Source organism: Streptomyces sp. NPDC085866 (assembly GCF_044541035.1).
In the GTDB taxonomy this organism is placed as follows: Bacteria; Actinomycetota; Actinomycetes; order Streptomycetales; family Streptomycetaceae; genus Streptomyces.
This window is the reverse complement of the sequence record NZ_JBITSQ010000006.1, coordinates 496,091-519,547: the sequence shown is the minus strand read 5'-3', so window position 1 is coordinate 519,547 and position 23,457 is coordinate 496,091. Positions and strand designations below refer to the sequence as shown.

General features: G+C 69.5%; 26 protein-coding genes and 1 riboswitch. Of the genes, 11 read left to right on the top strand and 15 right to left on the bottom strand.

Features of this window, described 5'->3' with window-relative positions; genetic code table 11:
* Positions 1 to 128 precede the first annotated feature (128 nt).
* The 3 genes from ACIF83_RS18065 to otsB all read left to right on the top strand — a co-directional run bounded on the left by ACIF83_RS18065 (position 129) and on the right by otsB (position 2,819).
* The gene (locus ACIF83_RS18065) at positions 129 to 1,373 is read left to right on the top strand and encodes an extracellular solute-binding protein (protein ID WP_393472469.1); all 1,245 of its coding nucleotides are present in this window, start codon (positions 129 to 131) and stop codon (positions 1,371 to 1,373) included.
* Positions 1,374 to 1,408: 35 nt separating this feature from the next.
* Positions 1,409 to 1,633: a DUF3263 domain-containing protein gene (locus ACIF83_RS18060; RefSeq protein WP_393472466.1), complete on the top strand. Its 225-nt coding sequence runs from the start codon at positions 1,409 to 1,411 to the stop codon at positions 1,631 to 1,633.
* Between the two features lie 352 nt (positions 1,634 to 1,985).
* Positions 1,986 to 2,819, top strand: coding sequence for a trehalose-phosphatase (gene otsB / locus ACIF83_RS18055; RefSeq protein WP_398139123.1), 834 nt, complete (start codon positions 1,986 to 1,988; stop codon positions 2,817 to 2,819).
* 4 nt (positions 2,820 to 2,823) lie between these two features.
* On the opposite strand, the gene ACIF83_RS18050 is transcribed toward otsB, so the two are convergent.
* Together ACIF83_RS18050 and ACIF83_RS18045 are read right to left on the bottom strand one after the other, a co-directional pair.
* Complete coding sequence (locus tag ACIF83_RS18050) at positions 2,824 to 4,242, bottom strand: trehalose-6-phosphate synthase (RefSeq protein WP_399727837.1); 1,419 nt, start codon at positions 4,240 to 4,242, stop codon at positions 2,824 to 2,826.
* An 86-nt stretch (positions 4,243 to 4,328) separates the two neighbouring features.
* Positions 4,329 to 5,273, bottom strand: coding sequence for a glucosyl-3-phosphoglycerate synthase (locus ACIF83_RS18045; RefSeq protein ID WP_399727834.1), 945 nt, complete (start codon positions 5,271 to 5,273; stop codon positions 4,329 to 4,331).
* Between the two features lie 158 nt (positions 5,274 to 5,431).
* Positions 5,432 to 5,573: riboswitch (SAM riboswitch) on the top strand.
* A 17-nt stretch (positions 5,574 to 5,590) separates the two neighbouring features.
* On the opposite strand from ACIF83_RS18045, the gene thrC reads away from it, so the two are divergent.
* The 4 genes from thrC (at position 5,591) to groL (ending at position 9,741) form a co-directional block, all read left to right on the top strand.
* Positions 5,591 to 6,874 (top strand): threonine synthase, encoded by a 1,284-nt coding sequence (gene thrC / locus ACIF83_RS18040; protein WP_393472456.1) that lies wholly within the window; start codon positions 5,591 to 5,593, stop codon positions 6,872 to 6,874.
* Complete coding sequence (locus ACIF83_RS18035) at positions 6,871 to 7,146, top strand: MoaD/ThiS family protein (protein ID WP_393472453.1); 276 nt, start codon at positions 6,871 to 6,873, stop codon at positions 7,144 to 7,146. The genes thrC and ACIF83_RS18035 overlap by 4 nt, the downstream gene beginning before the upstream one ends.
* 441 nt (positions 7,147 to 7,587) lie before the next feature.
* Positions 7,588 to 7,794: a cold-shock protein gene (locus ACIF83_RS18030; RefSeq protein ID WP_019057200.1), complete on the top strand. Its 207-nt coding sequence runs from the start codon at positions 7,588 to 7,590 to the stop codon at positions 7,792 to 7,794.
* A 324-nt stretch (positions 7,795 to 8,118) separates the two neighbouring features.
* Positions 8,119 to 9,741: a chaperonin GroEL gene (groL, locus tag ACIF83_RS18025; RefSeq protein ID WP_393472450.1), complete on the top strand. Its 1,623-nt coding sequence runs from the start codon at positions 8,119 to 8,121 to the stop codon at positions 9,739 to 9,741.
* Positions 9,742 to 9,831: 90 nt separating this feature from the next.
* On the opposite strand, the gene ACIF83_RS18020 is transcribed toward groL, so the two are convergent.
* The 3 genes from ACIF83_RS18020 to ACIF83_RS18010 form a co-directional block, all read right to left on the bottom strand.
* Positions 9,832 to 10,524 (bottom strand): class I SAM-dependent methyltransferase, encoded by a 693-nt coding sequence (locus ACIF83_RS18020; protein ID WP_393472447.1) that lies wholly within the window; start codon positions 10,522 to 10,524, stop codon positions 9,832 to 9,834.
* 1,036 nt (positions 10,525 to 11,560) lie between these two features.
* Positions 11,561 to 11,746 (bottom strand): DUF397 domain-containing protein, encoded by a 186-nt coding sequence (locus ACIF83_RS18015; protein ID WP_393472444.1) that lies wholly within the window; start codon positions 11,744 to 11,746, stop codon positions 11,561 to 11,563.
* The gene (locus ACIF83_RS18010; RefSeq protein ID WP_393472441.1) at positions 11,730 to 12,569 is read right to left on the bottom strand and encodes a Scr1 family TA system antitoxin-like transcriptional regulator; all 840 of its coding nucleotides are present in this window, start codon (positions 12,567 to 12,569) and stop codon (positions 11,730 to 11,732) included. Before ACIF83_RS18010 ends, ACIF83_RS18015 begins: the two co-directional genes overlap by 17 nt.
* Before the next feature lie 122 nt (positions 12,570 to 12,691).
* Between ACIF83_RS18010 and ACIF83_RS18005 the strand changes: the two genes are divergently transcribed.
* The 4 genes from ACIF83_RS18005 (at position 12,692) to ACIF83_RS17990 (ending at position 16,049) form a co-directional block, all read left to right on the top strand.
* Complete coding sequence (locus ACIF83_RS18005; protein ID WP_398139279.1) at positions 12,692 to 12,916, top strand: hypothetical protein; 225 nt, start codon at positions 12,692 to 12,694, stop codon at positions 12,914 to 12,916.
* Positions 12,913 to 13,149: a hypothetical protein gene (locus ACIF83_RS18000; RefSeq protein ID WP_393472438.1), complete on the top strand. Its 237-nt coding sequence runs from the start codon at positions 12,913 to 12,915 to the stop codon at positions 13,147 to 13,149. Before ACIF83_RS18005 ends, ACIF83_RS18000 begins: the two co-directional genes overlap by 4 nt.
* Positions 13,150 to 13,294: 145 nt before the next feature.
* Positions 13,295 to 14,422, top strand: a complete 1,128-nt coding sequence (locus ACIF83_RS17995; RefSeq protein WP_393472435.1) for an NADH:flavin oxidoreductase — start codon at positions 13,295 to 13,297, stop codon at positions 14,420 to 14,422.
* Between the two features lie 79 nt (positions 14,423 to 14,501).
* Complete coding sequence (locus ACIF83_RS17990; protein ID WP_399727825.1) at positions 14,502 to 16,049, top strand: carboxylesterase/lipase family protein; 1,548 nt, start codon at positions 14,502 to 14,504, stop codon at positions 16,047 to 16,049.
* Here the strand turns inward: ACIF83_RS17990 and ACIF83_RS17985 are convergent.
* The 10 genes from ACIF83_RS17985 to ACIF83_RS17940 form a co-directional block, all read right to left on the bottom strand.
* Complete coding sequence (locus ACIF83_RS17985) at positions 16,046 to 16,615, bottom strand: hypothetical protein (RefSeq protein WP_393472429.1); 570 nt, start codon at positions 16,613 to 16,615, stop codon at positions 16,046 to 16,048. The genes ACIF83_RS17990 and ACIF83_RS17985 overlap by 4 nt on opposite strands.
* Positions 16,616 to 16,694: 79 nt before the next feature.
* Complete coding sequence (locus ACIF83_RS17980; RefSeq protein WP_393472426.1) at positions 16,695 to 16,874, bottom strand: DUF6059 family protein; 180 nt, start codon at positions 16,872 to 16,874, stop codon at positions 16,695 to 16,697.
* 14 nt (positions 16,875 to 16,888) lie between these two features.
* A complete protein-coding gene (locus ACIF83_RS17975) occupies positions 16,889 to 17,908 on the bottom strand; it encodes a methyltransferase (RefSeq protein WP_393472423.1) in 1,020 nt (339 codons plus the stop codon).
* 96 nt (positions 17,909 to 18,004) lie between these two features.
* Entirely contained in the window at positions 18,005 to 19,489 is a 1,485-nt protein-coding gene (locus ACIF83_RS17970) for a methyltransferase (protein ID WP_393472420.1), read from the bottom strand.
* Between the two features lies 1 nt (position 19,490).
* The gene (locus ACIF83_RS17965; protein WP_393472716.1) at positions 19,491 to 19,745 is read right to left on the bottom strand and encodes an acyl carrier protein; all 255 of its coding nucleotides are present in this window, start codon (positions 19,743 to 19,745) and stop codon (positions 19,491 to 19,493) included.
* A gap of 67 nt (positions 19,746 to 19,812) precedes the next feature.
* Complete coding sequence (locus ACIF83_RS17960) at positions 19,813 to 21,042, bottom strand: ketosynthase chain-length factor (RefSeq protein WP_393472418.1); 1,230 nt, start codon at positions 21,040 to 21,042, stop codon at positions 19,813 to 19,815.
* Positions 21,039 to 22,319 carry a beta-ketoacyl-[acyl-carrier-protein] synthase family protein gene (locus ACIF83_RS17955; protein ID WP_393472415.1) on the bottom strand — a complete coding sequence of 427 codons (1,281 nt, stop codon included), beginning with the start codon at positions 22,317 to 22,319 and terminating at the stop codon, positions 21,039 to 21,041. The genes ACIF83_RS17960 and ACIF83_RS17955 overlap by 4 nt, the downstream gene beginning before the upstream one ends.
* A 1-nt stretch (position 22,320) precedes the next feature.
* On the bottom strand, positions 22,321 to 22,737 hold the full coding sequence (locus tag ACIF83_RS17950) for a cupin domain-containing protein (protein ID WP_399727820.1): 417 nt from the start codon (positions 22,735 to 22,737) through the stop codon (positions 22,321 to 22,323).
* 46 nt (positions 22,738 to 22,783) lie between these two features.
* A complete protein-coding gene (locus ACIF83_RS17945) occupies positions 22,784 to 23,113 on the bottom strand; it encodes a TcmI family type II polyketide cyclase (protein ID WP_393472411.1) in 330 nt (109 codons plus the stop codon).
* Positions 23,114 to 23,115: 2 nt separating this feature from the next.
* Positions 23,116 to 23,457: an antibiotic biosynthesis monooxygenase family protein gene (locus ACIF83_RS17940; protein WP_393472408.1), complete on the bottom strand. Its 342-nt coding sequence runs from the start codon at positions 23,455 to 23,457 to the stop codon at positions 23,116 to 23,118.

The following is a 23,457-nucleotide window of genomic DNA, read 5'->3' as shown; positions in this document are numbered from 1 at the left end:
TGGCCCGCGGACCCACAAGAGGTCTAGTCCACTCGCGTGGTGTAGACCTTATGTGTCCACATATTGAACGGTCAGACAGCAGGGTTGGGGCTTTGAGGGTGCGTCGGCGTACGGCAGGAACGATCGCGGTGGTGTCCGCACTGGGCATGACGGCGGTCCTCGGCGGCTGCGGGAGTACGGGCTCCTCCGACGTGACCCTCAGACTGGTCGCGGCGGACTACGGCGACTCCGCGGCGAACAGCTCGAAGAAGTACTGGGACAAGCTGGCCGAGGCGTACGAGTCCCAGCACCCCGGTGTGAAGGTCGAGGTCAGCGTCTACTCCTGGAACGACGTCGACCGCAAGGTCAAGGAGATGGTCGACGCCGGGGACGCGCCCGACCTGGCCCAGATCGGCGCCTACGCCGACTACGCGGCCGCGGGCAAGCTCTACCAGGTCTCCGACCTGCTCTCCATCCGCACCCAGGCCGACTTCCTCTCCCAGCTCTCCGACGCGGGCGAGTGGAAGCACGTGCAGTACGGCATCCCGTTCGCCGCCTCCACCCGGGTGCTCTTCTACAACAAGACCCTCTTCGCCGCCGCCGGCATCACCCCGCCCACCACCTGGAGCGAGCTGGCCGCCGACGCGAAGGCACTCAAGGACAAGGGGGTGAAGTACCCCTACGCGCTGCCGCTCGGCTCCGAGGAGGCGCAGGCCGAGACCATGCAGTGGCTGCTGAGCGGCGGTGACGGCTACACCGACGACGTCGGCACCTACACCATCGACTCGGCGCAGAACGTCGAGACCTTCACCTGGCTCAAGGACGACCTGGTCGGCAAGGGCCTGACCGGTCCGGTCGCCCCCGGCAAGCTCAACCGCGCGGACGCCTTCGCCGCCTTCGCCGACGGCCAGGTCGGCATGCTCAACGGGCATCCCACGCTGATCCAGCAGGCCGCCAAGAAGGGTGTGCAGTTCGGCATGGTCCCGATGCCGGGCCGCACCGGCAAGGCCAAGGCCGCGATGGGTGTCGCCGACTGGATGATGGGCTTCAAGCAGCACGGGCACGCCGAGCAGATAGGCGACTTCCTCGACTTCGTCTACGAGCAGAAGAACGTCCTGGCCTTCTCCCGCGAGTACGGACTGCTCCCGGTCACGGGCTCCGCTTCGAACACCATGACCGAGTCGGACTCCGCCCCCGACAAGGACCTGCGCCCCTTCCTCGACCAGCTCCCGATCTCCGAGCTGTACCCCGTCGGCAAGACCTCCTGGGCGACGGTCAGCGCGTCCGTGAAGAAGGAGATCGGCCAGGCGGTCACCCCCGGCGGCAGCCCCTCCGCCGTCCTGACCCGCCTCCAGGCGACGGCGACCGAGGCGGACAGCAGCGACACGAACTGACCCGGCTGTCACTGCCCGCCGTTACGGTGGCCCCCATGGAACTGGGCACCCGCGAAAAGGCCGTCCTCGCGCTGGAGCGCCGGACCTTCCCCGGCCCCGGCGCGAAGGAACGAGCCATCCGCGAGGAACTGGGCCTGTCCCCGGTCCGCTACTACCAGCTCCTCAACGCCCTCCTGGACGACGAGCGGGCCCTGTCCCTGGACCCGGTGACGGTGAACCGCCTACGCCGGGTCCGGGACACCCGCCGCTCCGAACGCTGAGCCCCGGGACCTGGCGCGGACCCACCTGGGGTCCGGCGCCGATGCATCTGGGTCTGGCGCGGACCCGCGTGGGCCTGGCGCCGATGCACCTGGGAGCGGGCGCGGACTCATCCGGGGTCTGGCGCGGACCCGCGTGGGCCTGGCGCCGATGCGCCCGGGATCCGGCGTCGCCCCACCTGGGCCCGGCACCGACGAGCTTGAGCTGGGCGTCGACTCACCCGAGCCTTTCCCCACCCACCCCGGCCGGCCAGGGTGCCTTCCCAGCCGACCGAGTCGGGTGGGCGGGTGGGAAACGGGGTCCGGGGGCGGAGCCCCAGGAGTGACCAGCGCCCGCGCTGGATACTGTCGCGGTATGGACCTTCTGCCGACCCCGGCGACCAAGGCCGGCCGGGATGGACTGCGGGCGCTGCTCGCAAAGCCCCGCTCAGCAGTGATCGGACTCGACTTCGACGGCACACTCTCCCCGATCGTCGAAGACCCCGAGCAGGCCCGAGCCCACCCCGACGCCGCCCCCGCACTGGCCACCCTCGCCCCCAAGGTCGCCTCGGTCGCCGTGATCACCGGCAGACCCGCCGAGGTGGCGGTCCGGCACGGCGGCTTCGCGGACACTCCCGGCCTGGAACACCTCGTCGTCCTTGGCCACTACGGCGCCGAACGCTGGGAAGCCGCGACGAACACGGTCACCGCACCCCCACCCCACCCCGGCGTGGCCGCGGTCCGCGCCGAGCTGCCGGGCCTGCTGGAGCGCGTCGGCGCCGGGCACGGCACCTGGATCGAGGAGAAGGGGCGTGCCGTCGCCGTCCACACCCGCCGCGCCGACGACCCGCAGGCCGCGTTCGAGGCCCTGCGCGACCCCCTCGCCGACCTCGCCACCCGGCACGGCCTGATCGTCGAGCCCGGCCGGCTGGTCCTCGAACTCCGTCCGCCCGGCATGGACAAGGGCGTCGCCCTGCTCGACCACGCCCGCACCACCGGCGCCGAGTCCGTCCTCTACGCCGGCGACGACCTCGGCGACCTCCCCGCCTACGCGGCCGTCGACAAACTCCGCTCCGACGGCGTCCCCGGCCTCCTGGTCTGCAGCGGCAGCACCGAGGTCACGGAACTGGCGGAACGGGCGGACGTGGTGGTGGACGGCCCGGAGGGAGTCGTAGCCCTCCTGCGAGCCCTGGCAGCACACATGCCCTGACCGGTTACCGCTCGAGTGCACCCAGCTGATCCAGGAACCACTGAGCAGGCGGCAACGCCGTAGCGGCCACGGCCAGCCTCTTCGAGCGTTCCGCCCGCTCACCCGCCGGCAGGCTCAGCGCCTCGTGCAACGCCCTCGCCGTACCCCCGATGTCGTACGGGTTCACCACGATCGCGTCCTCGCCCAGCTCCTCGTACGCCCCCGCCTCCCGCGACAGCACCAGCGCGCACCCCTCGTCGGAGACGACCGGCATCTCCTTGGCGACCAGGTTCATGCCGTCCCGGATCGGGTTGACCAGCGCCACGTCCGCGAGCCGGTACGCGGCCAGGGAGCGGGCGAAGTCGTCCTTGACGTGCAGTATGACCGGCGTCCAACCCTCGGTCCCGTACACGGAGTTGATCGTCTCCGTCACCCGCTGCACCTCGGCCGTGTACTCCCGGTAGACGCTGAGGTCCTGCCGGGACGGGTAGGCGAAGGCGAGGTGGACCACCCGTTCGCGCCACTCGGGGTGGTCCTCCAGCAGCTGCCGGTACGCCAGCAGGCCGCGCACGATGTTCTTGGACAGCTCGGTGCGGTCCACCCGGACGATCGTCCGGCGCCCCTCGCCGATCTCCGCCCGCAGTGCGGCCATCCGCTCGTCCACGTCCGTCCGGTGCGCACGCTCGCGCAGGAAGTCCGCGTCCGCGCCGAGCCCGTGCACACCGATCCGGGTCCCGGACGGGATGCCGGGGCCCAGCACCGCGTGACAGCAGTCGGTGAACGCGTCCGCCCAGCGCCGGGTCAGGAACGCGGCCCGGTCCGCGCCCAGGATGCCGGTCAGCAGTTCGGCCGCGATGTCGTCGGGCAGTAGGCGGAAGTAGTCCGGCGGGGCCCACGGGGTGTGCGAGAAGTGGCCGATACGCAGGTCGGGGCGGAGCCGGCGGAGCATCCGGGGGGCGAGGGCCAGGTGGTAGTCCTGGACGAGCACCGCGGCGCCGTCCGCCGCCTCCTCGGCCAGCGCCTCGGCGAAGGCGCGGTTGTACGCCTCGTACGACGCCCACTGCCGCCGGAACTCGGCGTCGAAGACCGGCTCCAGCGGGGTCTGGTACAGCATGTGGTGGACGAACCACAGCACCGAGTTGGCGATGCCGTTGTACGCGTCGGAGAACACGGTCGCGTCGATGTCGAGCATCCGCACCCGCTGCCCGCCGGTCTCCTCGGCCGGCAGCAGCCCGCCGCCCGCGCGCCGTACCGCCTCGCGGTCGCCGCCGCCCAGCGCGGCGCACACCCACACCGCATTGTGGTTCGGCCCGATGGCCGACAGCCCCGAGACCAGCCCGCCGCCGCCCCGCTTGGCGAGCAGCGAGCCGTCCTCGTGCACCTCGTACGAAACCGGGCCGCGGTTGGACGCGACCAGCACATCAGCAGTGTGCGCGGAAGCCATGGTCCTCAACCTAGCCCGGCCCGGAAACGCTCAAACGTACGGTCTGCCCCGGAAGGGGGCTGTATACAGCCGTTCTCGTGCACCCCTCACGCCACCCGGCGCGCCGCGTACTCCGCGATCTCCGCCATCGGCGGCCGCTCCTCGGTGTCCACCGAGTAGGTGCGCGGCTCGAACCCGTCCTCGCCCCGCTCGAACTGGGTGAGGGACGGCCGGACGAGGTGCCCGCGGGCGAGCCTGAGCTGGGCCGTGCGGTAGATCGCCGCGGCCATCCGGCCCAGCGCCTGGCCGTCCTGGTGGCGGTGCTTGCGCACGCCGACGTCCACCTGGGCGAGGGCGTCCAGGCCCACCAGGTGCAGGGCGTCGACCAGCATGCCCAGCTCGACGCCGTAGCCGACGGGGAAGGGGAGCTGTTCGAGCAGCGAGCGGCGGGCCGCGTACTCGCCGCCGAGCGGCTGCACGAAACCGGCCAGCTGCGGCCAGTGCATGTTCAGCAGCGGGCGGGCCATGAGTTCGGTGACCCGGCCGCCCTGTCCGGTCGCGCCGCCGAGCGGGCGGTCGTACATCGCCTTGACCAGGTCGACGCCCGGTTCGGTGAGCAACGGAGCGACGATGCCGGAGACGAAGTCGGAGGAGAACTCCTTCAGGTCGGCGTCGATGAAGCAGATGATGTCCCCGCTGGTCACCAGCAGCGAACGCCACAGCACCTCGCCCTTGCCGGGGACGGCCGGGATACGCGGGAGGATGTCGTCGCGGTGGACGACCCGGGCACCCGCCGAGGCGGCCACCTCGGCGGTGCGGTCGGTGGACCCGGAGTCGACGACGACGATCTCGTCGACGAGCGGGACCTGCTGCATGAGGTCGTGACGGATGATCGCGACGATGTCGCCGACCGTCTTCTCCTCGTTCAGCGCGGGCAGGACGACGGAGACGGACTGACCGGTGCGCTGCTTGGCGGCGAGTATCCGGTGGAGCGGGCGATCGGTCACGGACCAGGAGCGGGTGGCCAGCCAGCGCTCGACTTCTTCCAGCACGGTCTGCGGCTCCTCACTGTCGTGATCACATGGTGTGACCGTGTGATCCATCTCGCGGTTCGGACGACTATCTCAACTGTCCTGGCCTTCGGTTACAGTCTTGAACAACGCCGGTGACCATCGCATGTCAGGGTCAACGAGCGTTGACAACCACATACAGCTCATCCAGAGGGGCAGAGGGAAACGGCCCGATGAAGCCCCGGCAACCCTCCAGTCGGTTCTCGTTCTCCAGCGAGGCTCCCGGCTAGGGAAGGTGCCAAATCCGTCTCACGGCGAGATGCGTCGTGAGGAAGATGAGGAGAAAGGGCCTCGCCTCCATGGCTGTGCAGACAGTTGCAAGCACCAGCAATCCCACCGTAGACCTCGGCCCCGCCGCGGCCCTGAGCTGTCGCGAGTGCGGTCACCGGGTGCCCCTCGGGCCGGTGTTCGCCTGCGAGGAGTGTTTCGGTCCGCTGGAGATCGCGTACGACTTCTCCGCCTACGACACCGAAGAGCTGCGCAAGCGGATCGAGTCCGGCCCCGCGAACATCTGGCGTTACGCGCCGCTGCTGCCCGTCCCCGCCGACGTGGCCGACAAGCCCAACATCAACCCGGGCTGGACCAAGCTCGTCAAGGCCGACAACCTGGCCCGCGAGCTGGGTGTCACCGGCGGGCTGTACGTGAAGGACGACTCCGGCAACCCGACGCACTCCTTCAAGGACCGGGTGGTGGCCCAGGCCCTGGAGGCCGCGCGCGCCTTCGGCTTCACCACGCTCTCCTGCTCCTCGACCGGCAACCTGGCCGGTGCCGTCGGCGCCGCAGCCGCCCGCGCCGGCTTCCGCTCCTGCGTGTTCATCCCGCACGACCTGGAGCAGGGCAAGGTCGTCATGGCCGCGGTCTACGGCGGCGAGCTGGTCGGCATCCAGGGCAACTACGACGACGTGAACCGGTTCTGCTCCGAGCTGATCGGTGACCCGGCCGGCGAGGGCTGGGGCTTCGTCAACGTCAACCTGCGGCCGTACTACGCGGAGGGCTCGAAGACCCTGGCGTACGAGATCTGCGAGCAGCTCGGCTGGCGGCTCCCGGACCAGATCGTGGTCCCGATCGCCTCCGGCTCCCAGCTGACGAAGATCGACAAGGGTCTGCAGGAGCTGATCAAGCTCGGGCTCGTCGAGGACAGGCCGTACAAGATCTTCGGTGCGCAGGCCGAGGGCTGCTCGCCGGTGTCCACCGCCTACAAGGCCGGTCACGACGTGGTCCGCCCGCAGAAGCCGAACACCATCGCCAAGTCCCTGGCGATCGGCAACCCGGCCGACGGCCCGTACGTCCTCGACATCGCCCGCCGTACCGGTGGCGCGGTGGAGGACGTGACGGACGAGCAGGTCGTGGAGGCGATCAAGCTGCTGGCCCGGACCGAGGGCATCTTCGCGGAGACGGCCGGCGGTGTGACCGTGGGCGTCACGCGCAAGCTGATCGAGAGCGGCGTGCTGGACCCGTCGCTCACCACGGTCGTCCTCAACACCGGCGACGGCCTCAAGACCCTAGACGCGGTGGCCGGTACCGGCCTCACCGCCACCATCCGTCCGACCCTGGACTCCTTCCGAGAGGCTGGCCTCGCATGAGCGTGACCGTCCGCATCCCCACCATCCTGCGCACCTACACGGGCGGCCGGGCCGAGGTCGCCGCCGAAGGCGGGACCCTCGCCGAGGTCATCGAGGACCTGGAGAAGAACCACACGGGCATCGCGGCCCGCGTTCTGGACGACCAGGGCAAGCTGCGCCGCTTCGTCAACGTGTACGTCAACGACGACGACGTCCGCTTCGAGCAGGGGCTGGAGACGGCGACCCCGGACGGTGCCGGTGTCTCCATCATTCCTGCCGTCGCCGGCGGCTGATCAAAAGCGGACCATTACCTTCGGTAACCGCGGTTACCGATTGTTCATCGAATGGCCTCCTCCGTGAGAGAAGCGGAGGGGGCCATTCTGTGTGATTGAGCGCGGTACAGTTGGGGAACGCGTGCCGGGTCTGCGGGTCGCAAGCCCCGGAATCATGCCTTACGCCCGGTGAGAAGCAGCCAAAGTGCCCGCGTTATATGCGGCTTTTGCGCCATTTATGGGGCCCGACTTGCCCTGAATTCGGACGAATTCTCGGCAGATTCCGGATCGGGCTCGTCCAGAATTCTCGTCCGATTGACCTGTTGCAGAGGGCAGTTGGACAGATACATTCAGCCGCGGTCGACGCGTTCCGGCGCACGCCCCCGACCAATGGGGGGTGAGGTCTGACCCGGGTCCGCGAAGTGTGGATCTGTGCAAGGGCCAGTAATAGGGGAGTTAGGCATGGCTCAGGGCACCGTCAAGTGGTTCAACGCGGAGAAGGGGTACGGCTTCATCGCGGTCGACGGTGGTGCGGATGTTTTCGTCCACTACAGCGCGATCCAGATGGACGGTTACCGCACCCTGGAAGAGGGACAGCGGGTCGACTTCGAGATCTCGCAGGGTCAGAAGGGCCCGCAGGCGGACATGGTCCGGCTGGCGACCAGCTGAAGCACGCGTCGACTGACAGCGACGTTCTTCTGTTCATCTTCGAAGGGCCCGTGCCTCCTGGGGTACGGGCCCTTCGGCATGCCCGGCGCCCCTGTTCGCGCGCGGCTGAGCGCCCCCTCCGGCATGCCCGAGGCGCTTGCACTCGGGGGTGCCGAGTGCTAATCATTGGCGTTAGCACTCTGAAGGTGAGAGTGACAAAGAAGGACCGGGTCGGTGAGGCCCGCAGGCCAAGTGGGGCAAGGAACCACAGGTCGGCGAGCCGTCCGTCGCGGGCGCGGGCGCGGTCCGAAGGAATCACCCCCAGTCCTGGAGGGACCACTTCACATGGCCAAGATCATCGCGTTCGACGAGGAGGCGCGGCGCGGCCTCGAGCGCGGCATGAACCAGCTCGCGGACGCCGTCAAGGTGACGCTCGGCCCCAAGGGCCGCAACGTCGTCCTCGAGAAGAAGTGGGGTGCCCCCACGATCACCAACGATGGTGTCTCCATCGCCAAGGAGATCGAGCTCGAGGACCCGTACGAGAAGATCGGCGCCGAGCTGGTCAAGGAAGTCGCGAAGAAGACGGACGACGTAGCCGGTGACGGCACGACGACCGCGACCGTCCTGGCCCAGGCCCTGGTCAAGGAAGGCCTCCGCAACGTCGCCGCGGGCGCCAACCCGATGGCTCTGAAGCGCGGTATCGAGAAGGCCGTCGAGGCCGTCTCCGCCGCCCTGCTGGAGCAGGCGAAGGACGTCGAGACCAAGGAGCAGATCGCCTCCACCGCGTCCATCTCCGCCGCCGACACCCAGATCGGCGAGCTGATCGCCGAGGCCATGGACAAGGTCGGCAAGGAAGGCGTCATCACCGTCGAGGAGAGCAACACCTTCGGTCTGGAGCTCGAGCTCACCGAGGGTATGCGCTTCGACAAGGGCTACATCTCCGCCTACTTCGCGACCGACATGGAGCGCATGGAGGCGTCGCTCGAGGACCCGTACATCCTCATCGCCAACTCCAAGATCGGCTCCGTCAAGGACCTGCTCCCGCTGCTGGAGAAGGTCATGCAGTCGGGCAAGCCGCTCCTGATCATCGCCGAGGACGTCGAGGGCGAGGCCCTGTCGACCCTGGTCGTCAACAAGATCCGTGGCACCTTCAAGTCCGTCGCCGTCAAGGCCCCGGGCTTCGGTGACCGCCGCAAGGCCATGCTCGGCGACATCGCCATCCTCACGGGCGGCGAGGTCATCTCCGAGGAGGTCGGCCTCAAGCTGGAGAACGCGACCCTGGACCTCCTGGGCCGCGCCCGCAAGGTCGTCATCACCAAGGACGAGACCACCATCGTCGACGGTGCCGGCTCCTCCGACCAGGTCAACGGCCGGGTGAACCAGATCCGCGCCGAGATCGAGAACAGCGACTCGGACTACGACCGCGAGAAGCTGCAGGAGCGCCTGGCGAAGCTCGCCGGCGGTGTCGCGGTCATCAAGGCCGGTGCTGCCACCGAGGTGGAGCTCAAGGAGCGCAAGCACCGCATCGAGGACGCCGTCCGCAACGCCAAGGCGGCCGTCGAGGAGGGCATCGTCGCCGGTGGTGGCGTGGCCCTGCTGCAGACCTCCGGTGTCTTCGAGAAGCTGGAGCTCGAGGGCGACGAGGCCACCGGTGCCGCCGCTGTGAAGCTGGCCCTGGAGGCCCCGCTGAAGCAGATCGCCGTCAACGCCGGCCTCGAGGGCGGTGTCGTGGTGGAGAAGGTGCGCAACCTGACCCCGGGCCACGGCCTGAACGCCGCGACCGGCGAGTACGTCGACCTGGTCGCCGAGGGCATCATCGACCCGGCGAAGGTGACCCGCTCTGCCCTGCAGAACGCCGCCTCCATCGCCGCGCTGTTCCTCACCACCGAGGCCGTCATCGCCGACAAGCCGGAGAAGGCCTCCGCGGCCGCTCCGGGCGGCATGCCGGGCGGTGACATGGACTTCTGATCGACCTGACGGTTGATCGCCTGTCCTTCGGACCGAGGGCGGCACTTCCAGCTTCTGGCTGGGGGTGCCGCCCTCGGGCGTTTTCAGGGCTCAGGTGCTCCGATCAGTCGGTTCCTGAGAGTAATGGGAGCCCACTGCGGGCTGACCCGTGTAGTTCGGCCCGGCGGAGGGATCGGCACCGACGTAGCGGAACGGCAGTCGGATGTCACGGGCGCCGTCGAGGGTGAGGCGGTGGTGCCGGGAGCTGTAGCGGAACCCGGCGGCGCGGAGGGCGGAGAGGGCGGCCCGCCCGGCGGGTGAGCCGTCGGCCCAGCGGATGGAGTCGGGGTCGAAGTGGGTGATGAACAGCCCGTCGGGCGTGAGCCAGGAGGCGGCCCGGCAGAGCAGCCCCAGCTGATCGCCGATGTAGTGGAGACCGTGTACGCAGGTGATGAGGTCGTACGTCCGTGAGGGCGCCCAAGAGGAGACGGAGGCGACGATCTCCTCCAGGACGGGCGGCGTCGGCGCCCCGGGAGCGAGCGGCCCCACGAGGTCCACGGCGGTGAGCACGGCGTCGCTCGACAGGGCACCGGCCGCCTCACGCAAGGCCCGGCCCTCACCACTGCACAGGTCCAGCCAGGAGGGAGCGGGACGACCGGCCAGCCGGGTAAGGGGATCGAAGCCCAACTCGCGGGCGTAGCTGTTGACTCCGGTGAGCCCGCGTTCCCGGTTCATGGAGTTGTTGGCCACGACGGAGGACCGCTCCAGCTCGTCGCTCGCGGAGATCAGGGGAGGTTTCGGCATACGGCCAGTCTGCGTAGTGAAGTCAACTCGCAGGGCGGGGTGCGAGGCTTGAGCCTCGGGAGTTGGGCGATTGTCGTGCTTCCACGGCCCGCGTCAAGGGCGCTGCGCGTCGCCTTCGGCGATGGGCCTGCGGCCCACCCTTGACCCGAGCCGCTCCAGCACGGGTGAGAAGCGAGCGGGGCGGCCGGGGGAGCAGTGGGTGGCACGGGCTTGTTGGCCCTTGGGCGCGCTGCATCTTGGACCGGGGTGCCGGGGCGCGACCGGGCGAGTGGCGGCGCGCCGGGGCGGTTCAGCGACTTGCGGTGCGTGGGTGGTGGGCGCGGCGCGGCATCTGGTCTGGGGCGGGCCGGGCGGCTTGGCGGGTCACGGCCGGTGAGTGGGGCGCGACCTCCGGGCTGGCTCAGCGGCTTGCGGTGCGTGGGTGGTGGGCGCGGCAGCTGTGGGCAGCCGTGTGGGGCGTGCCGGATGGCTCAGCGGACAGTGGGCGTGCCGGGGCGGGGCGATGCGCTTGGTCTCGTCGTCCCGTCCGTCACACAGGCCCCTTCGGTCTCGCTTCACCGAGTGATTGGCATATTTGGGCCACCAGTCCTTGCGAATGCCCTGGTCAGGCAGGCCAGACGAGGAAGAGGGGCCCATTCGCACCACTCAGGTTCGACTAGCTGCCAGGTTGCTGGGCTACCTGCCCGCAAACCTCCCCTTTTCATTCCCTCGCTCGCCCGCAAGCCGCCGAACCGGCCCGGCGTGCCGCCACCCGCCCGGTGCGATCACGCCCACCGGGCCGGAAGTCGCTGAGCCGGCCCGGCGTGCAGGCGAGACGCGACCGCGCCCGTCGGCGCAGGCCCACTGCGCAGCCGACCGTTGCTCGCGAACACCGGCCGGGACCCCGCCTTTCCGGGCCGCTCGCTCGCTTCTTCCCCGTGCTGGAGCGGCCCGGGTCAAGGGTGGGCCGCAGGCCCATCGCCGAAGGCGACGCGAAGCGCCCTTGAGGCGGGCCGTGGAAGCACGACACTGGCCAAGAAGCGGGCGGCCTCAACGGTCACTTGAGAGAAGAGGTGAAGGCAGCCCAGGTGACCGAGCTGAAGAAGAGCTTCGGCCCTTGGGGGGTCTTGGAATCGCGGACGGGGACGAGGGTGGGGTGGCCGTCGGCTACTTCGAGGCAGTTGCCGCCTTCGCCGCCGCTGTAGCTGGACTTGCGCCAGGCGTACTCAGGGCTGATCTTCATGGGCGTAATCCTCTGCCACTGACTCGATCAGGGCCAGAGATTCTGCCGGTGAGAGGGCACTGGCCCGGAGTAAATCGTAGGTCAGTTCGTGGCGGCCGACGGTGGCCGGGTCGTCTTCGAGCCGACCCATGCTGGGGCCTTCGACGAAGGCGAGCGGCGGTGCGTCCTCGAAGGACATGAGCGTCAGAGCGCCGGTCATGGACGCATGCGCTCCTGCGCTGAAGGGCAGCACCTGCACGATGATCCGGTGTTGTCCGGCCAGTGCCGCCACGTGCCGCAGGGCCTCCGTCATCACGCGGCGTCCACCTGTCACGCGTCGCAGAACGGCTTCGTCAAGCACTGCCCACAACAGGGGCTTTGTTGGGTCGCCGAGGATGTGCGTTCGCTCGAGCCGGGCCGCCAGTAGCTCGTCGATGACGTCCTCGGTCGCGGTGGGTCGATACGCGCGGAAGACGGCCCTCGCGTAATCCGGGGTCTGCAACAGCCCCGGGATCAGCAAGGGGGCGTACTCCTTGATCGCAGTAGCTCTCGCCTCCGCCTCCGCCGCCTCTGCAAAGTGATCCGGATACTTCGACTTCGCCACCGCAGCGCAGTTCCTCTGGAAGAAGTCCTCCCTCCCGAGCACTTCGTCCAGCATCCGCGCGTACTCCGGCTGCATCCGCCGCGTCCCCGCCTCCAGCTGCCCGATGAACGACCCGCTCACGAACAGCCGCTGACCCAGCTCCTCCTGGCTCATCCCGGCCCTCTCGCGCGCGTGGCGCAGTTCCGCGCCCAGCAGCGCCCTGGGCGATGACGACGGGTCGAGGTCCTTCGGTCCTGCCATGCGCAACTCCCTGTCACACACGTGGGGTTGTTGGGGCGCCGTATCTGGCCAGGCTAGCGGCGCAGTGACCACGCTGTGTGGTGAACCCGAACACTCACCGTGGAGGTGCAGGCGTGTCCGAGATGACGGAGAGCCACCGGCCGGCCCGGACGGCCGAGGAGGCCGTGGAACAACTGCGCGTGGCTCTGCACGATGTCGGCATCGTCCTGCCGTCGCTCGGCATCGACCCGGTGACAGGTGCGTCCGGCCACCCGTACGCCCTGGTCAGCCTGGGCCGCTGCAACCTGGGCGTGGCGTCGCGGCTGGCGGCTGCCCTGCGCACGGCGGCCGGCGGCGGTGGGGCATGACGGGCGGTGGGCCCGCGGTCGGCTCGTATGCCGTCGACGCGCGGAACGGTCGTCTCGGCGAGGTGATGGGGCACGTGGGCGGCTATGTGCAGCTGCGGCCCGTGGGCGGCGGGCGGGAGTGGGACTGCCCGCCGGGGGAGCTGGGAGAGGCGGCGCCGGACGAGGTGCTGCGCGAAAAGGTACGGCGGCTGAACCAGGAAGCCCGCTCGCGCCCATCGGCCAAGCTGCCCTGACGGCCGGCGGGCGTGGCCGGGATCACAAGGTGTTCGGCCCGGATTCGGAATGTGCCGCACTGCATAGATGGTTCTTTGAGGAGGTGCAACAATGCGCGTGCACATACCAGCTGGTCAGAACGAGCAACAGCCGAGGAGCCCCCACGTGACCGACACGACGCCTCCCGCCTCCCGCGCGGCCCAGATCCTCTCCCGTCCGATCAGCCTCAACGGGCTCAGGGTTCCCAACCGGATCGTGATGGCGCCGATGACCCGCATGTTCTCCCCGGGCGGCATCCCCGGCGAGGACGTGCGGTCGTACTACTCGCGCCGTGCCGCCGCCGGCGTCGGGCTGATCGTCACCGAGGGCACCTACGTCGGCCACGAGTCGGCGGGCCAGAGCGACCGGGTCCCGCGCTTCCACGGCGAGGAGCAGCTGGCCGGCTGGGCCAAGGTCGCCGAGGACGTGCACGCGGCCGGCGGCACCATCGTGCCGCAGCTGTGGCACATCGGCATGGTCCGCAAGCAGGGCGACGCGCCCTTCCCCGAGGCTCCCGCGGTCGGCCCGTCCGGCCTGGTCACCGAGGGTGCCGAGCCCACCGGCAAGGCCATGACCCAGCAGGACCTGGACGACGTGGTGGCCGCGTTCGCCCAGGCCGCGGCCGACGCCGAGCGCATCGGCTTCGACGGCGTCGAGCTGCACGGTGCCCACGGCTACCTCCTCGACCAGTTCCTGTGGGCGGGCACCAACCGCCGCACCGACGCCTACGGCGGCGACCCGGTGGCCCGCACCAAGTTCTCGGCGGAGATCGTCGCGGCGGTCCGCGAGGCCGTCTCCCCCGAGTTCCCGATCCTCTTCCGCTACTCGCAGTGGAAGCAGCAGGACTACAGCGCCCGTCTCGCCGAGACCCCCGAGGAGCTGGAGGCGATCCTCACCCCGCTGGCCGCCGCCGGCGTCGACGTGTTCCACGCCTCGACCCGCCGCTACTGGCTGCCCGAGTTCGACGGCTCCGACCTGAACCTCGCGGGCTGGACGAAGAAGATCACCGGCAAGCAGGTCATCAGCGTCGGCTCGGTCGGCCTCGACGGCGACTTCATCAACGCCTTCCAGGGCGAGGGCTCCCCGGTCAAGAGCATCGACAACCTGCTCGACCGCCTGGAGGCCGACGAGTTCGACATGGTCGCGGTCGGCCGCGCGCTGCTCCAGGACCCGGAGTGGGCGGCGAAGGTGCTCGCGGACCGCTTCGACGAGCTGAAGCCGTACGACGCGGCCGCGCTGCAGACCCTCAGCTGACCTGGGCCGAAGTGACCGATTTCGCCGGGCACTCGTGATCGTTCCCGTCCGTTCCCCTGATGACCAGTGAGGAGCGAGCATGACGACGAGCGAGTCCGGGGCCCGGGCGGCGGAGACCGCCGGACCTGTGGTGCGCACCGCCTCCGGCGCGGTGCGCGGCCGCCACGAGGACGGTCTGGCGGTCTTCCGTGGCATCCCCTTCGCCGAACCCCCCGTCGGCGAGGCCAGGTTCCAGGCCCCGCGCCCGGCCCGGCCCTGGGACGGCACCCGGGAGGCGTACGCCTTCGGACCCCCGCCTCCGCAGGACTTGGGCGTCCAGGGGGGTGGGGCGACCGGCCCCACTGGTGACGACTGGCTGACCGTGAACGTGTGGACACCCGGCCCGGATCCGTCCGCCGGCCGCCCGGTCATGGTGTGGATCTACGGCGGCTCGTACAAGATGGGCCACGCCGGCCAGCCCGGCTACGACGCACAGCGCATCGCCCGGGACGGCGACGTCGTCGTGGTCACCTTCAACTACCGCGTGGGCATGGAGGGATTCGCCCTCCTGGAGGGCGCGCCGGCCAACCGGGGCCTGTTGGACCAGGTGGCGGCCCTGGAGTGGGTGCGGGAGAACGTCGCGGCGTTCGGCGGTGACCCCGATCAGGTCACGGTCTTCGGCGAGTCGGCCGGAGCGGGCTCGGTGGCCTCGCTGCTGGCGATGCCGAGGGCCCGAGGACTGTTCCGGCGGGCGGTGGCGCAGAGCCTGCCGGGCACGTTCTTCTCCGCCGAGCTGGCTCGGGACATGGCCGGGGAGCTGGCGGCGGAGGCGGGACGGCAGCCGACGGTGGCGGATCTGGCCGCGGTGGACCCCCGTGAACTCGTCGGCGCCGGACAGGCGTTGAGCGCCAAGATGCTCCAGTACACGGACAGATGGGGTCAGGCGGCACCGACGGTCACGCCCTTCTCCCCGGTCGTCGACGGCGACGTCCTGCCCACCACCCCCTGGCAGGCTCTGGCGGCGGGCGCGGCAAGGGACGTCGACCTCCTGGTGGGCCACAACCGGGACGAGTTCCGTCTGTTCCTGGCCGTGGCCGGCATGCTCGGCAAGATCACGGAGGACCGGGCGACGGCGGCGCTGCGGATGTTCGCCCCGGGCGGCGAGGCGGGCGAGCAGGCCTACCGCTCGGCCTTCCCGGACGCCTCGCCGAGCGACCTGTTCGAGCGGGTCCAGACGGACTGGCTGTTCGGGATGCCGAGCCTGCATCTCGCCCAGGCCCAGCTGGCGGGCGGCGGCAGGGCCCACGTCTACGAACTGACCTGGGAGGCGCCGGGCAGCGGCGGTGTCCTGGGCGCGTGCCACGCCCTGGACGTCGCCCTGCTCTTCGGCACGTACCGCGGCGTCGTGGGCGGTCTGTTCTTCGCCGGGGTGGACATACCGGCTGTGGCGGAGGAGCTGTCCGCCCGCTTCCGCCGCGCGTGGACGTCGTTCGCCCGTACCGGAGACCCGGGCTGGCCGGCGTACGGCACCGAGGGCGGCCCGGTGCAGATCCTGGACGCCGAGCCGACGGTCGCGGCCTACCCGGAGGAGCGCAGCAGGCGCCTGTGGGAGGGCTACGACTTCCTGCCCCTGCCGCTGCTCGGCTAGAGGTTGCCCAGGGGTTCGATGTCGACGTGCACCGGCGTGCCCCAGATCCGCAGCACCTCGTAGTCGGTGAACTCGTGCACGAGCCGGTACGCCATGGCGGGCCGGGATCCGCGTCGCTGGGCGGCCAGGTACGCCTCGGCCTCGTGCCGGTCCCGCCGGGGCGTCCCGCACAGTTCCCACTCGCGTCCGTTCCAGGCCTCCGGCAGCCACCGCTGCTGGGGCTGGGGGCGGTCGGCCCGGACGCCGTAACGGGAGGGGGCGGTGGCGACCGGCTCGGCCGCGCTGGGCCTGCCCTGGAACTCCGAGCGCCGGGCGGCCCGGCGCCGGGTCTCGCAGAGCAGGCACAGATCGGGGGCGCTCTCGTCGACGGGCCCGTGCGGATGCTCGGGGCACCGGGTGGTGGGTGCGCCGGCGCCGACGGTCTCGTCCAGCAGGTCGAGGGCCCGCCGCAGATCGGCCCTGACCTCGTGCAGCCGGGTGTCCGGGGTGTCGGCGGTGAGCGCCTCGCCGTGTTCGCCGAGCAGCCGCAGGGCCCGGCCGAGGGCGGTGAGCTGGGCGTGGTTCATGGTGTCGACGGTAGCGCGGGACGGCTCGTGCGAGGTGCAGCAGGGCGTCGCCCGCCGGTGGCTCGAGCTTCTCGTCGAGTCAGCGGGTCCAGCCCAGCTCGCGCGCCAGGATCCGCTCCTGGCGCGTCAGCGCCCTGGAGACGAGCCTTTCCGGATGTCCGGTCGGCAGTACGTGAGCAGTCCTGTCGTGCCCGTGCGGGCCCTTGGGCAGCGGCCCGGTCCAGAACGTGCCGTAGCTGACAAGACCCAGCCAGATCACCTTTCCGAGCCACCTCACCGGTGCTTGTGGCCGATCGCGAGGGTGTCGGGCCCGCTCACCGCAGTGGTGCGGATGTCCGTGAAGCCGGAGTCGGACAGCCACCGTGTGCACTCGGCAGGGGTGTACTCGCGTCCTTCGTCCGAGGTCAGCAGCATGTTCAGGCTGCCGAGAAGGCTCAGCGCGGCACTGCGCCGGTCATTGTCGATCATCCGGTCGTAGACGAGGACGACGCCACCCGGAGTGAGCGCCTCGTGGATACGGGCGAGCAGGTCCTCGCGCTGCCGGAGGCCGAAGTAGTGGAGGATGTGCCCGACGACGAAGACGTCGGCTTCGGGCAGGGCGTCCTTGAAGAAGTCACCCGCGACGAAGTGCACCTGGCCCGTCATGTCCAGGGACTTCATGTGCTCCTGGAAGAACTGTTCCATTTCCGGCAGGTCGAAACAGGTGGCGTGCAGGTGGGGATGAGCCCTGTACAGGTGCGAGGCGAGGTTGCCGCGCGCGCCGCCGAGGTCGACGAAGGCGGAGTGCTCCTTCCAGTCCAGCGCCCCGGCCAGTGCGTGACCGACACCGCTGTTGACGGCGTCCATGGCGCCGAGGAAGCTGCGGGCTGCCTCGGGGTCCGCATAGCCGCCGAAGAAGCCCCCCTGGCTCGGCACCTGCTTCTCGCCCGTTCGCAAGGCGTCGGTCAGCCGGGCCCAGACGGGGAACAGCTTGGTGTCAGCAAGGCGGGTGTAGCCGCCGACGTATCCGGGCCTGCGCCGGTCCAGGTAGCGGGCGGCAACCGGACTGTTGCCGTACGTCTCGTAGCCCGCTCGCTCCAGGAGTCCGAGTGCCACCAGGGCGTCGAGGAAGTCCCGCGCGCCGCGTGGATGCATACCTGCCCGGTCGCACAACTCCCCGACCGTCATCGGCTTCTCGGTGAGCAGGGTGAAGAGATCCAACTCGACTGCGCTGATGAGGGCACGCGATCCGTAGAAGGCCATGGTCAGCTGCAGAATCTCGCCCGGTCCGCGAACTTCGGTGTGCGGTGTCATGGTGTGCTGGCTCTCCTTGACGTGAGGGTGGCAGTTCAGGCGAGCGGGGTCTGGTGCGTGCCAGACCCCGCGGTCCGAAGAGTCCGAGACAGGGCCCTAGACGGGGCGGCACTCCAGCGTCGTCCAGGTGTGGGACGGGGTGTTGACGAGTTCGAAGCCGGCCTGGAGGAGAAGCTGCCGCCACTCGGCCACCACGCGTTCACGGCCTCCGAAGAGGACCAGCATGTCGATGTCCAGCAGCTTGGCGTGGTCCCACTCGTTCTCCGGAGCCATGACCTGGTCGAAGATCAGGAGGCGCGCGTCGTCGTCACCGATGGCATCCCGGACCCGGCGCAGCACGGTCACGGCCTCCTCGTCCGACCAGTTGTGCAGGACACCCTTGAAGAAGTAGGCGTCGCAGTCGGTGGGGACGGGATCGGTGAAGAAGTCACCGGGCAGCACGGTGACGCGGTCGGCGACACCGGCCTCCTCCAGTACGGGCCGGGCCGAGGCGGTCACCCGCGGGAGGTCCATCAGGATGCCCGTGGCGTCCGGATTGCGCTTGAGAACCTGGGCGAGGAACCAACCGTCTCCACCGCCGAGGTCGGCGATGCGCGAGAAGCGCTCCATCCCTGTGTCGGCCAGCCCGTCGAGGACGAGCCGGCGGCTCCAGTGCGCCATGAAGCGCTCGAAGAACTCGCCTTCTTCCGGCGTCTGTTCCAGGTGCTCGAAGAACGACCTGCCGAACACCTGCCGGAAAGCCGGCTCTCCGGTGCGAACACTGTGCATGATCTCGTCGAACGGCCGCCTGGTGAGTTCCATGTTGTTGTACTTCACCAGCGGCAGTACACCGTCCGGATTGTCTGCCCGAAGCCCGTCCGACAGAGGCGTCCGGGAGAAGGTCTTGACGGGTCCCTCGGCGAAGATGCCGACCGCGGCGGCGCTTCGCAGGACCCGGTAGAGGGAGAGTTCGTGAGCGCCGGCCTCCTTGGCCAGTTCCTCGACGTTGCGGGGGCCGCCGGCCAGCAGATCAGCGATTTTCAGCTCGACGAGAACATGGACGACCCGGGCCAGACGACCGGTGCCCGCCAGCAGGAGCAGCTGCTGGGCGTGGAGTTCGGCGGGAAGAACGGACGTCGCGGTCTCCTGGTGCGAGCGGTGCTTGTCTTCGATGATCTTCTTGATGCGCTCCATGTTGGCCCGCGTCGTGGTGTTGAGGTGCGCCGTCATGTGCTCGTTGTCGAACGGGGCCTCGGCCTTCATGTCGAACTGCTGGACCCACCGCATCTCGGTTCCGCCGGCAACGGCACGATAGGTCCAGTTCAGGTTCATGTAGGCGAAGGGCCCGGTCTCGATGCGGTGGGCCGTGACGGTGCGGGACTCCTTGTCGGGCGCCCGGTGCGAGACCCACTCCCAGACGTTTCCGTTCGCGTCGGGGCGGGTCTTGAGCCGGAAGTCGATTCCGTCGTCGTCCCGCCGGAGTATCTCTGCCTCGGCGTACTCGGAGAACAGTTCGGGCCACGACTCGATGTCGTTGGTGACATCCCATACGAGTTCGAACGGGGCGTTGACCACAATGGAGTTGTCGGTGCGCGCTGCCATGTCAGGCGGCCTCCCCGGTCATCTTGGCGTTGATGAGCAGCAGAGTGTTCCGGGGGGTTCGTATCTCGTCCTCCGGTATCGACACTCCGAAGTCCTGTTCGATCTTCGCGGAGATCTCCAGAAGGGCGAGCGAGTCGTAACCGAGGTCCTGGAAGGTGACGTCGAGGATGTCGCCGTCCAGATCCCGTTCGTCGGAGTCTCCCGCGCATTCCCTGATGATCTGCACGAGTCGGGGCAGGCTGATGTGGGGCACCATGAACCTCCGGATGAGTGCCGTCATGTGCTGATGTGCGCTCAAGCGCGTCTGAAGTGAAGCGGCTTGGTCAGTGGTGCCGCTGAACGACCAGGGCGGAATTGAACCCGCCCGTTCCCCGCGCGACGACCAGGGCGGTGTCCATCCGCATCTCACGAGGCTGATGAAGTACCAGGTCGAGGTCGAGCGCCGGCGCGACCGCACCGGTGCCGATGGTCGGCGGGATGACCGAGTCCCTGATGGACAGCAGCGCGGTCGCGGTGTCCAGGGCCGCTCCGCCTGCGTAGAGTCGTCCGGTCATTGTCTTCGGGGCGGTGACCGGCACGCCCGCGGGACCGAAGACGTCGGTCAGGGCCTCTGCCTCCGCCCGGTCGAGGGCCGGTACGCCGGAGGCGTCCGCGAAGACCACGTCGACGTCTTCCGGGTCGACCCGGGCCTCGTCGAGGGCCAGACGTATGGCCCGGGCCAGTCCGGCGGGCCTGCCGGAGCCGGGGCGGGCGTCGAAGGTCGAGGCGTGCCCGGCGATCTTCCCGTAGATCGAGGCGGCCCCCCGCTCCTGCGCGGTGTCCGCCCGCTCGACCACCACGATGGCGCCACCCTCACCGGGTACATATCCGGCGGCCTCCGCGTCGAACGGCAGATAGGCACGGTGGGGCTCGGTGGCCTGGCTCAACAGGCCGCTCGGAATCTGGGCGACCAGGCCCCAGGGACAGAGGGAAGCTTCGAACCCGCCGGTCAGGACGCTTTCAAGCGTGCCCTTCCGCAGCAGGCGTGCCGCGTGGGCGGCGGCGTCGAGCCCCCCGGCCTGTTCGGTGACGAACACGGAGCTGTGGCCACGCATGCCATGGCGGATGGAGATCTGACCGCTGTTCACCGCGTAGAACCAGGCGAAGGACTGATAGGCGCTGACGCGCTCGGGGCCGGTTCCCCAGAGCTTCTGCATTTCGCGCTGGCCGAACTCGAACCCTCCGGATCCGCCGGCTGTCAGGACTCCGAGGCCGTACTCGTCGTGTTTCTCGACCTCCAGCCCGGCGTCCGCCAGCGCCCACTCGGCAGCCACCAGGGCATGCTGCGTCATGCGGTCGGTCTGCGGCAGTAGGCGTTTGGGGAGGTGCGCGGCGGCGTCGAAGGCCAGCACCTCACCACCCACTCGCACGGGATAGGACTGTGGGTCGAACCGCTGGATGACATCGATGCCGCTCTTTCCAGCGAGCGTGGCGGCCCAGTACTCCTCGGTTCCGATGCCGTTGGGCGCCACGATGCCCATGCCGGTGACCACAGCGGCAGCCGGCGTACTCACGAGCTCGCTCCCCTCGGCCGGGCGAGCACCGCGGCACTCTGGAAACCACCGAATCCGCTGCCGACGCTGAGCACGGTGTCCACCCGCTGCTCCCTCGCCACGTTCGGCACGTAGTCGAGATCGCACTCGGGGTCGGGCTCCTGGTAGTTCGCCGTGGGCGGGATCACGCCCCGGTCGATGGCGAGCGCGGAGGCGGCCAGCTCAAGGGATCCGATGGCACCGAGCGAGTGTCCGATCATGGACTTGATGGAGCTCACCGGCACCTCGTACGCCCGTCGGCCGAGGCTTCGCTTGAAGGCAGCCGTCTCGTGCCGGTCGTTCTGCCGGGTACCGGAGCCGTGCGCGTTGATGTAGTGCAGGTCCTCGCCGGTGCAGTGGGCCTGACGCAGGGCCGCTGTGATGGCCTCCGCCATCTCCCGGCCGTCCGGCCTCAAGCCGGTCATGTGGTAGGCGTTCGACCGAGTCGCGAAGCCGCGGATCTCCGCGTACGCGTGCGCTCCTCGCCGTCGTGCGGCGGACAGCTCCTCCAGGACGAAGACCGCCGCGCCTTCCCCGAGCACGAATCCGTCGCGGTTGCGGTCGAAGGGGCGGGACGCGTGGGCCGGGTCGTCGTTGTTCGCCGACGTCGCCTTGATGGCGTCGAAGCAGGCCACGGTGATGGGAGAGATGGGAGCGTCGGTGGCACCGCAGACGACCACGTCGGCGCGTCCGTCCCGGATGAGTTCCGTGGCGTGTCCCACGGCATCGAGACCGGAGGTGCAACCCGTGGACACCACCGTCACCGGGCCCTCGGCCCCCGCCTCCCAGGCGACCTCCCGGCAGACGGAAGTCGGCACGAAGTAGTCGAAGAGCTGCTCCACGGCGGCGGTGTGGTCGACCAGCCACCGAGAGCCGGCGTCACTGACCCGCTTGTACTCGCGATCAAGGCTGGTGGTGCAGCCGACGGCGGTGCCGATACTGACTCCCACCCGTTCCGGACGCAGTTCCGCCGGGACGAGCCCGCTGTCCGCCAGTGCCTCGCGGGCGCAGAGGACGGCCAGCTGCGTCGCCCGGTCGTACGTGGACGCCTGCTGGGGCGTCAGACCTTCGCCCAGCGGGTCGAGGTCGATCTCTCCGGCTATGCGTGACCGGAAAGGAGAGGGGTCGAACAGGGAGATCCTTCTGGTGGCGGTGCGTCCGGCAGTCAGCAGATCCCAGAAGGCCGCGGTTCCGATGCCTCCTGGGGCCCGCACGCCGATTCCGGTGATCACCACCCTCTTCTCCGCGTGTTCCGCCATGTCAGCCTCCTACCTTCGGTGGCGCGGACTGCGGGTGCGGCACGGGCTCGGTGTCGACGTGGCCGAGTTCGGGCCGCGGCGCGAGCGGCGCAATCTGGAACACCAGCCGTGCGGAGACGTCTCCTCGGTTCTCGATGCGGTGCCGCTGACCGCGCGTGACGAACAGGGCCTCGTCCTGCTCAAGGCTCACGTCCTGGTCGTTCACCCGGACGACGACGGTCCCCTCGATCAGGTACAGGAACTTGTCCGAGAACGGGTGGTAGTGCTCGGTGATGCACTCTTGGGGCGCCAACTCGATGTGGCCCAGAAATCCGGACGTCGTACCCACCGACGACGGAGTCAGCAGGGCCCGGGTGCTTCCTCCTTGCCGGTGACTGGGCGCCACACTGGACAGGGCGATTCTGGCGGCGGATGCCACGGTCTCTTCTCCTTCGTGCTCAGCGATGGTCACTGATGGCCGACGGTCAGGAGTCAGGGGCGGTCCAGGTGTAGAACACTTCCGCCTTGGAGTCCTTCAGCTCCTGCCAGTCCTGCGAGTACGGGGTGAGGTACTGCCCCACACACTCGTTGACCTGCTGGAAGAGCGGGTTGCTCCGCGCCTGGTAGAGACGCTCCATGATGTCGTCGTCCGCCTCGATCAGGTGCATGTACAGGTCGTGAAACCTGAAGAGGACGCGTCGCCTGACCCCGATCTCCACCGGCAGTTCCGTCCTGTCGTGCTCGGCGAAGGCAGCTGCCACGTGTTCTGCGTCTGCGGGGTCCATGCGCAGGACCATGAGTGCCCGGTAGGCCATGTTCACGCTCCGTCCAGGGGCTCGGCGTCGTAGGCATGCGTGACGTCGCAGAAGATCGGCTTCGGTTGGGAGACCGACCGGCAGTAGTCGAAGTGGTCCTGCAGCCGCGCGTCGGCATGCATGGCTCGGAAGTCGGCTTCCGACCGCCACTGGGCGTAGTTGACGACATGCCTGCCGTCGTGGCTGAGGTGGAAGTTGGCCGAGACGAACCCCGGCATGTGCCGGATCAGTTCCTCGGTCACCCGGGCCAGGTGGTCGCACAGTTCCTTCTGCTTCTCGGGTGCGACGGCGAAGACGTTGACGAGCGTGAACAGGTCCGAGGGCTGGGAGATGGTTGCCGTCAA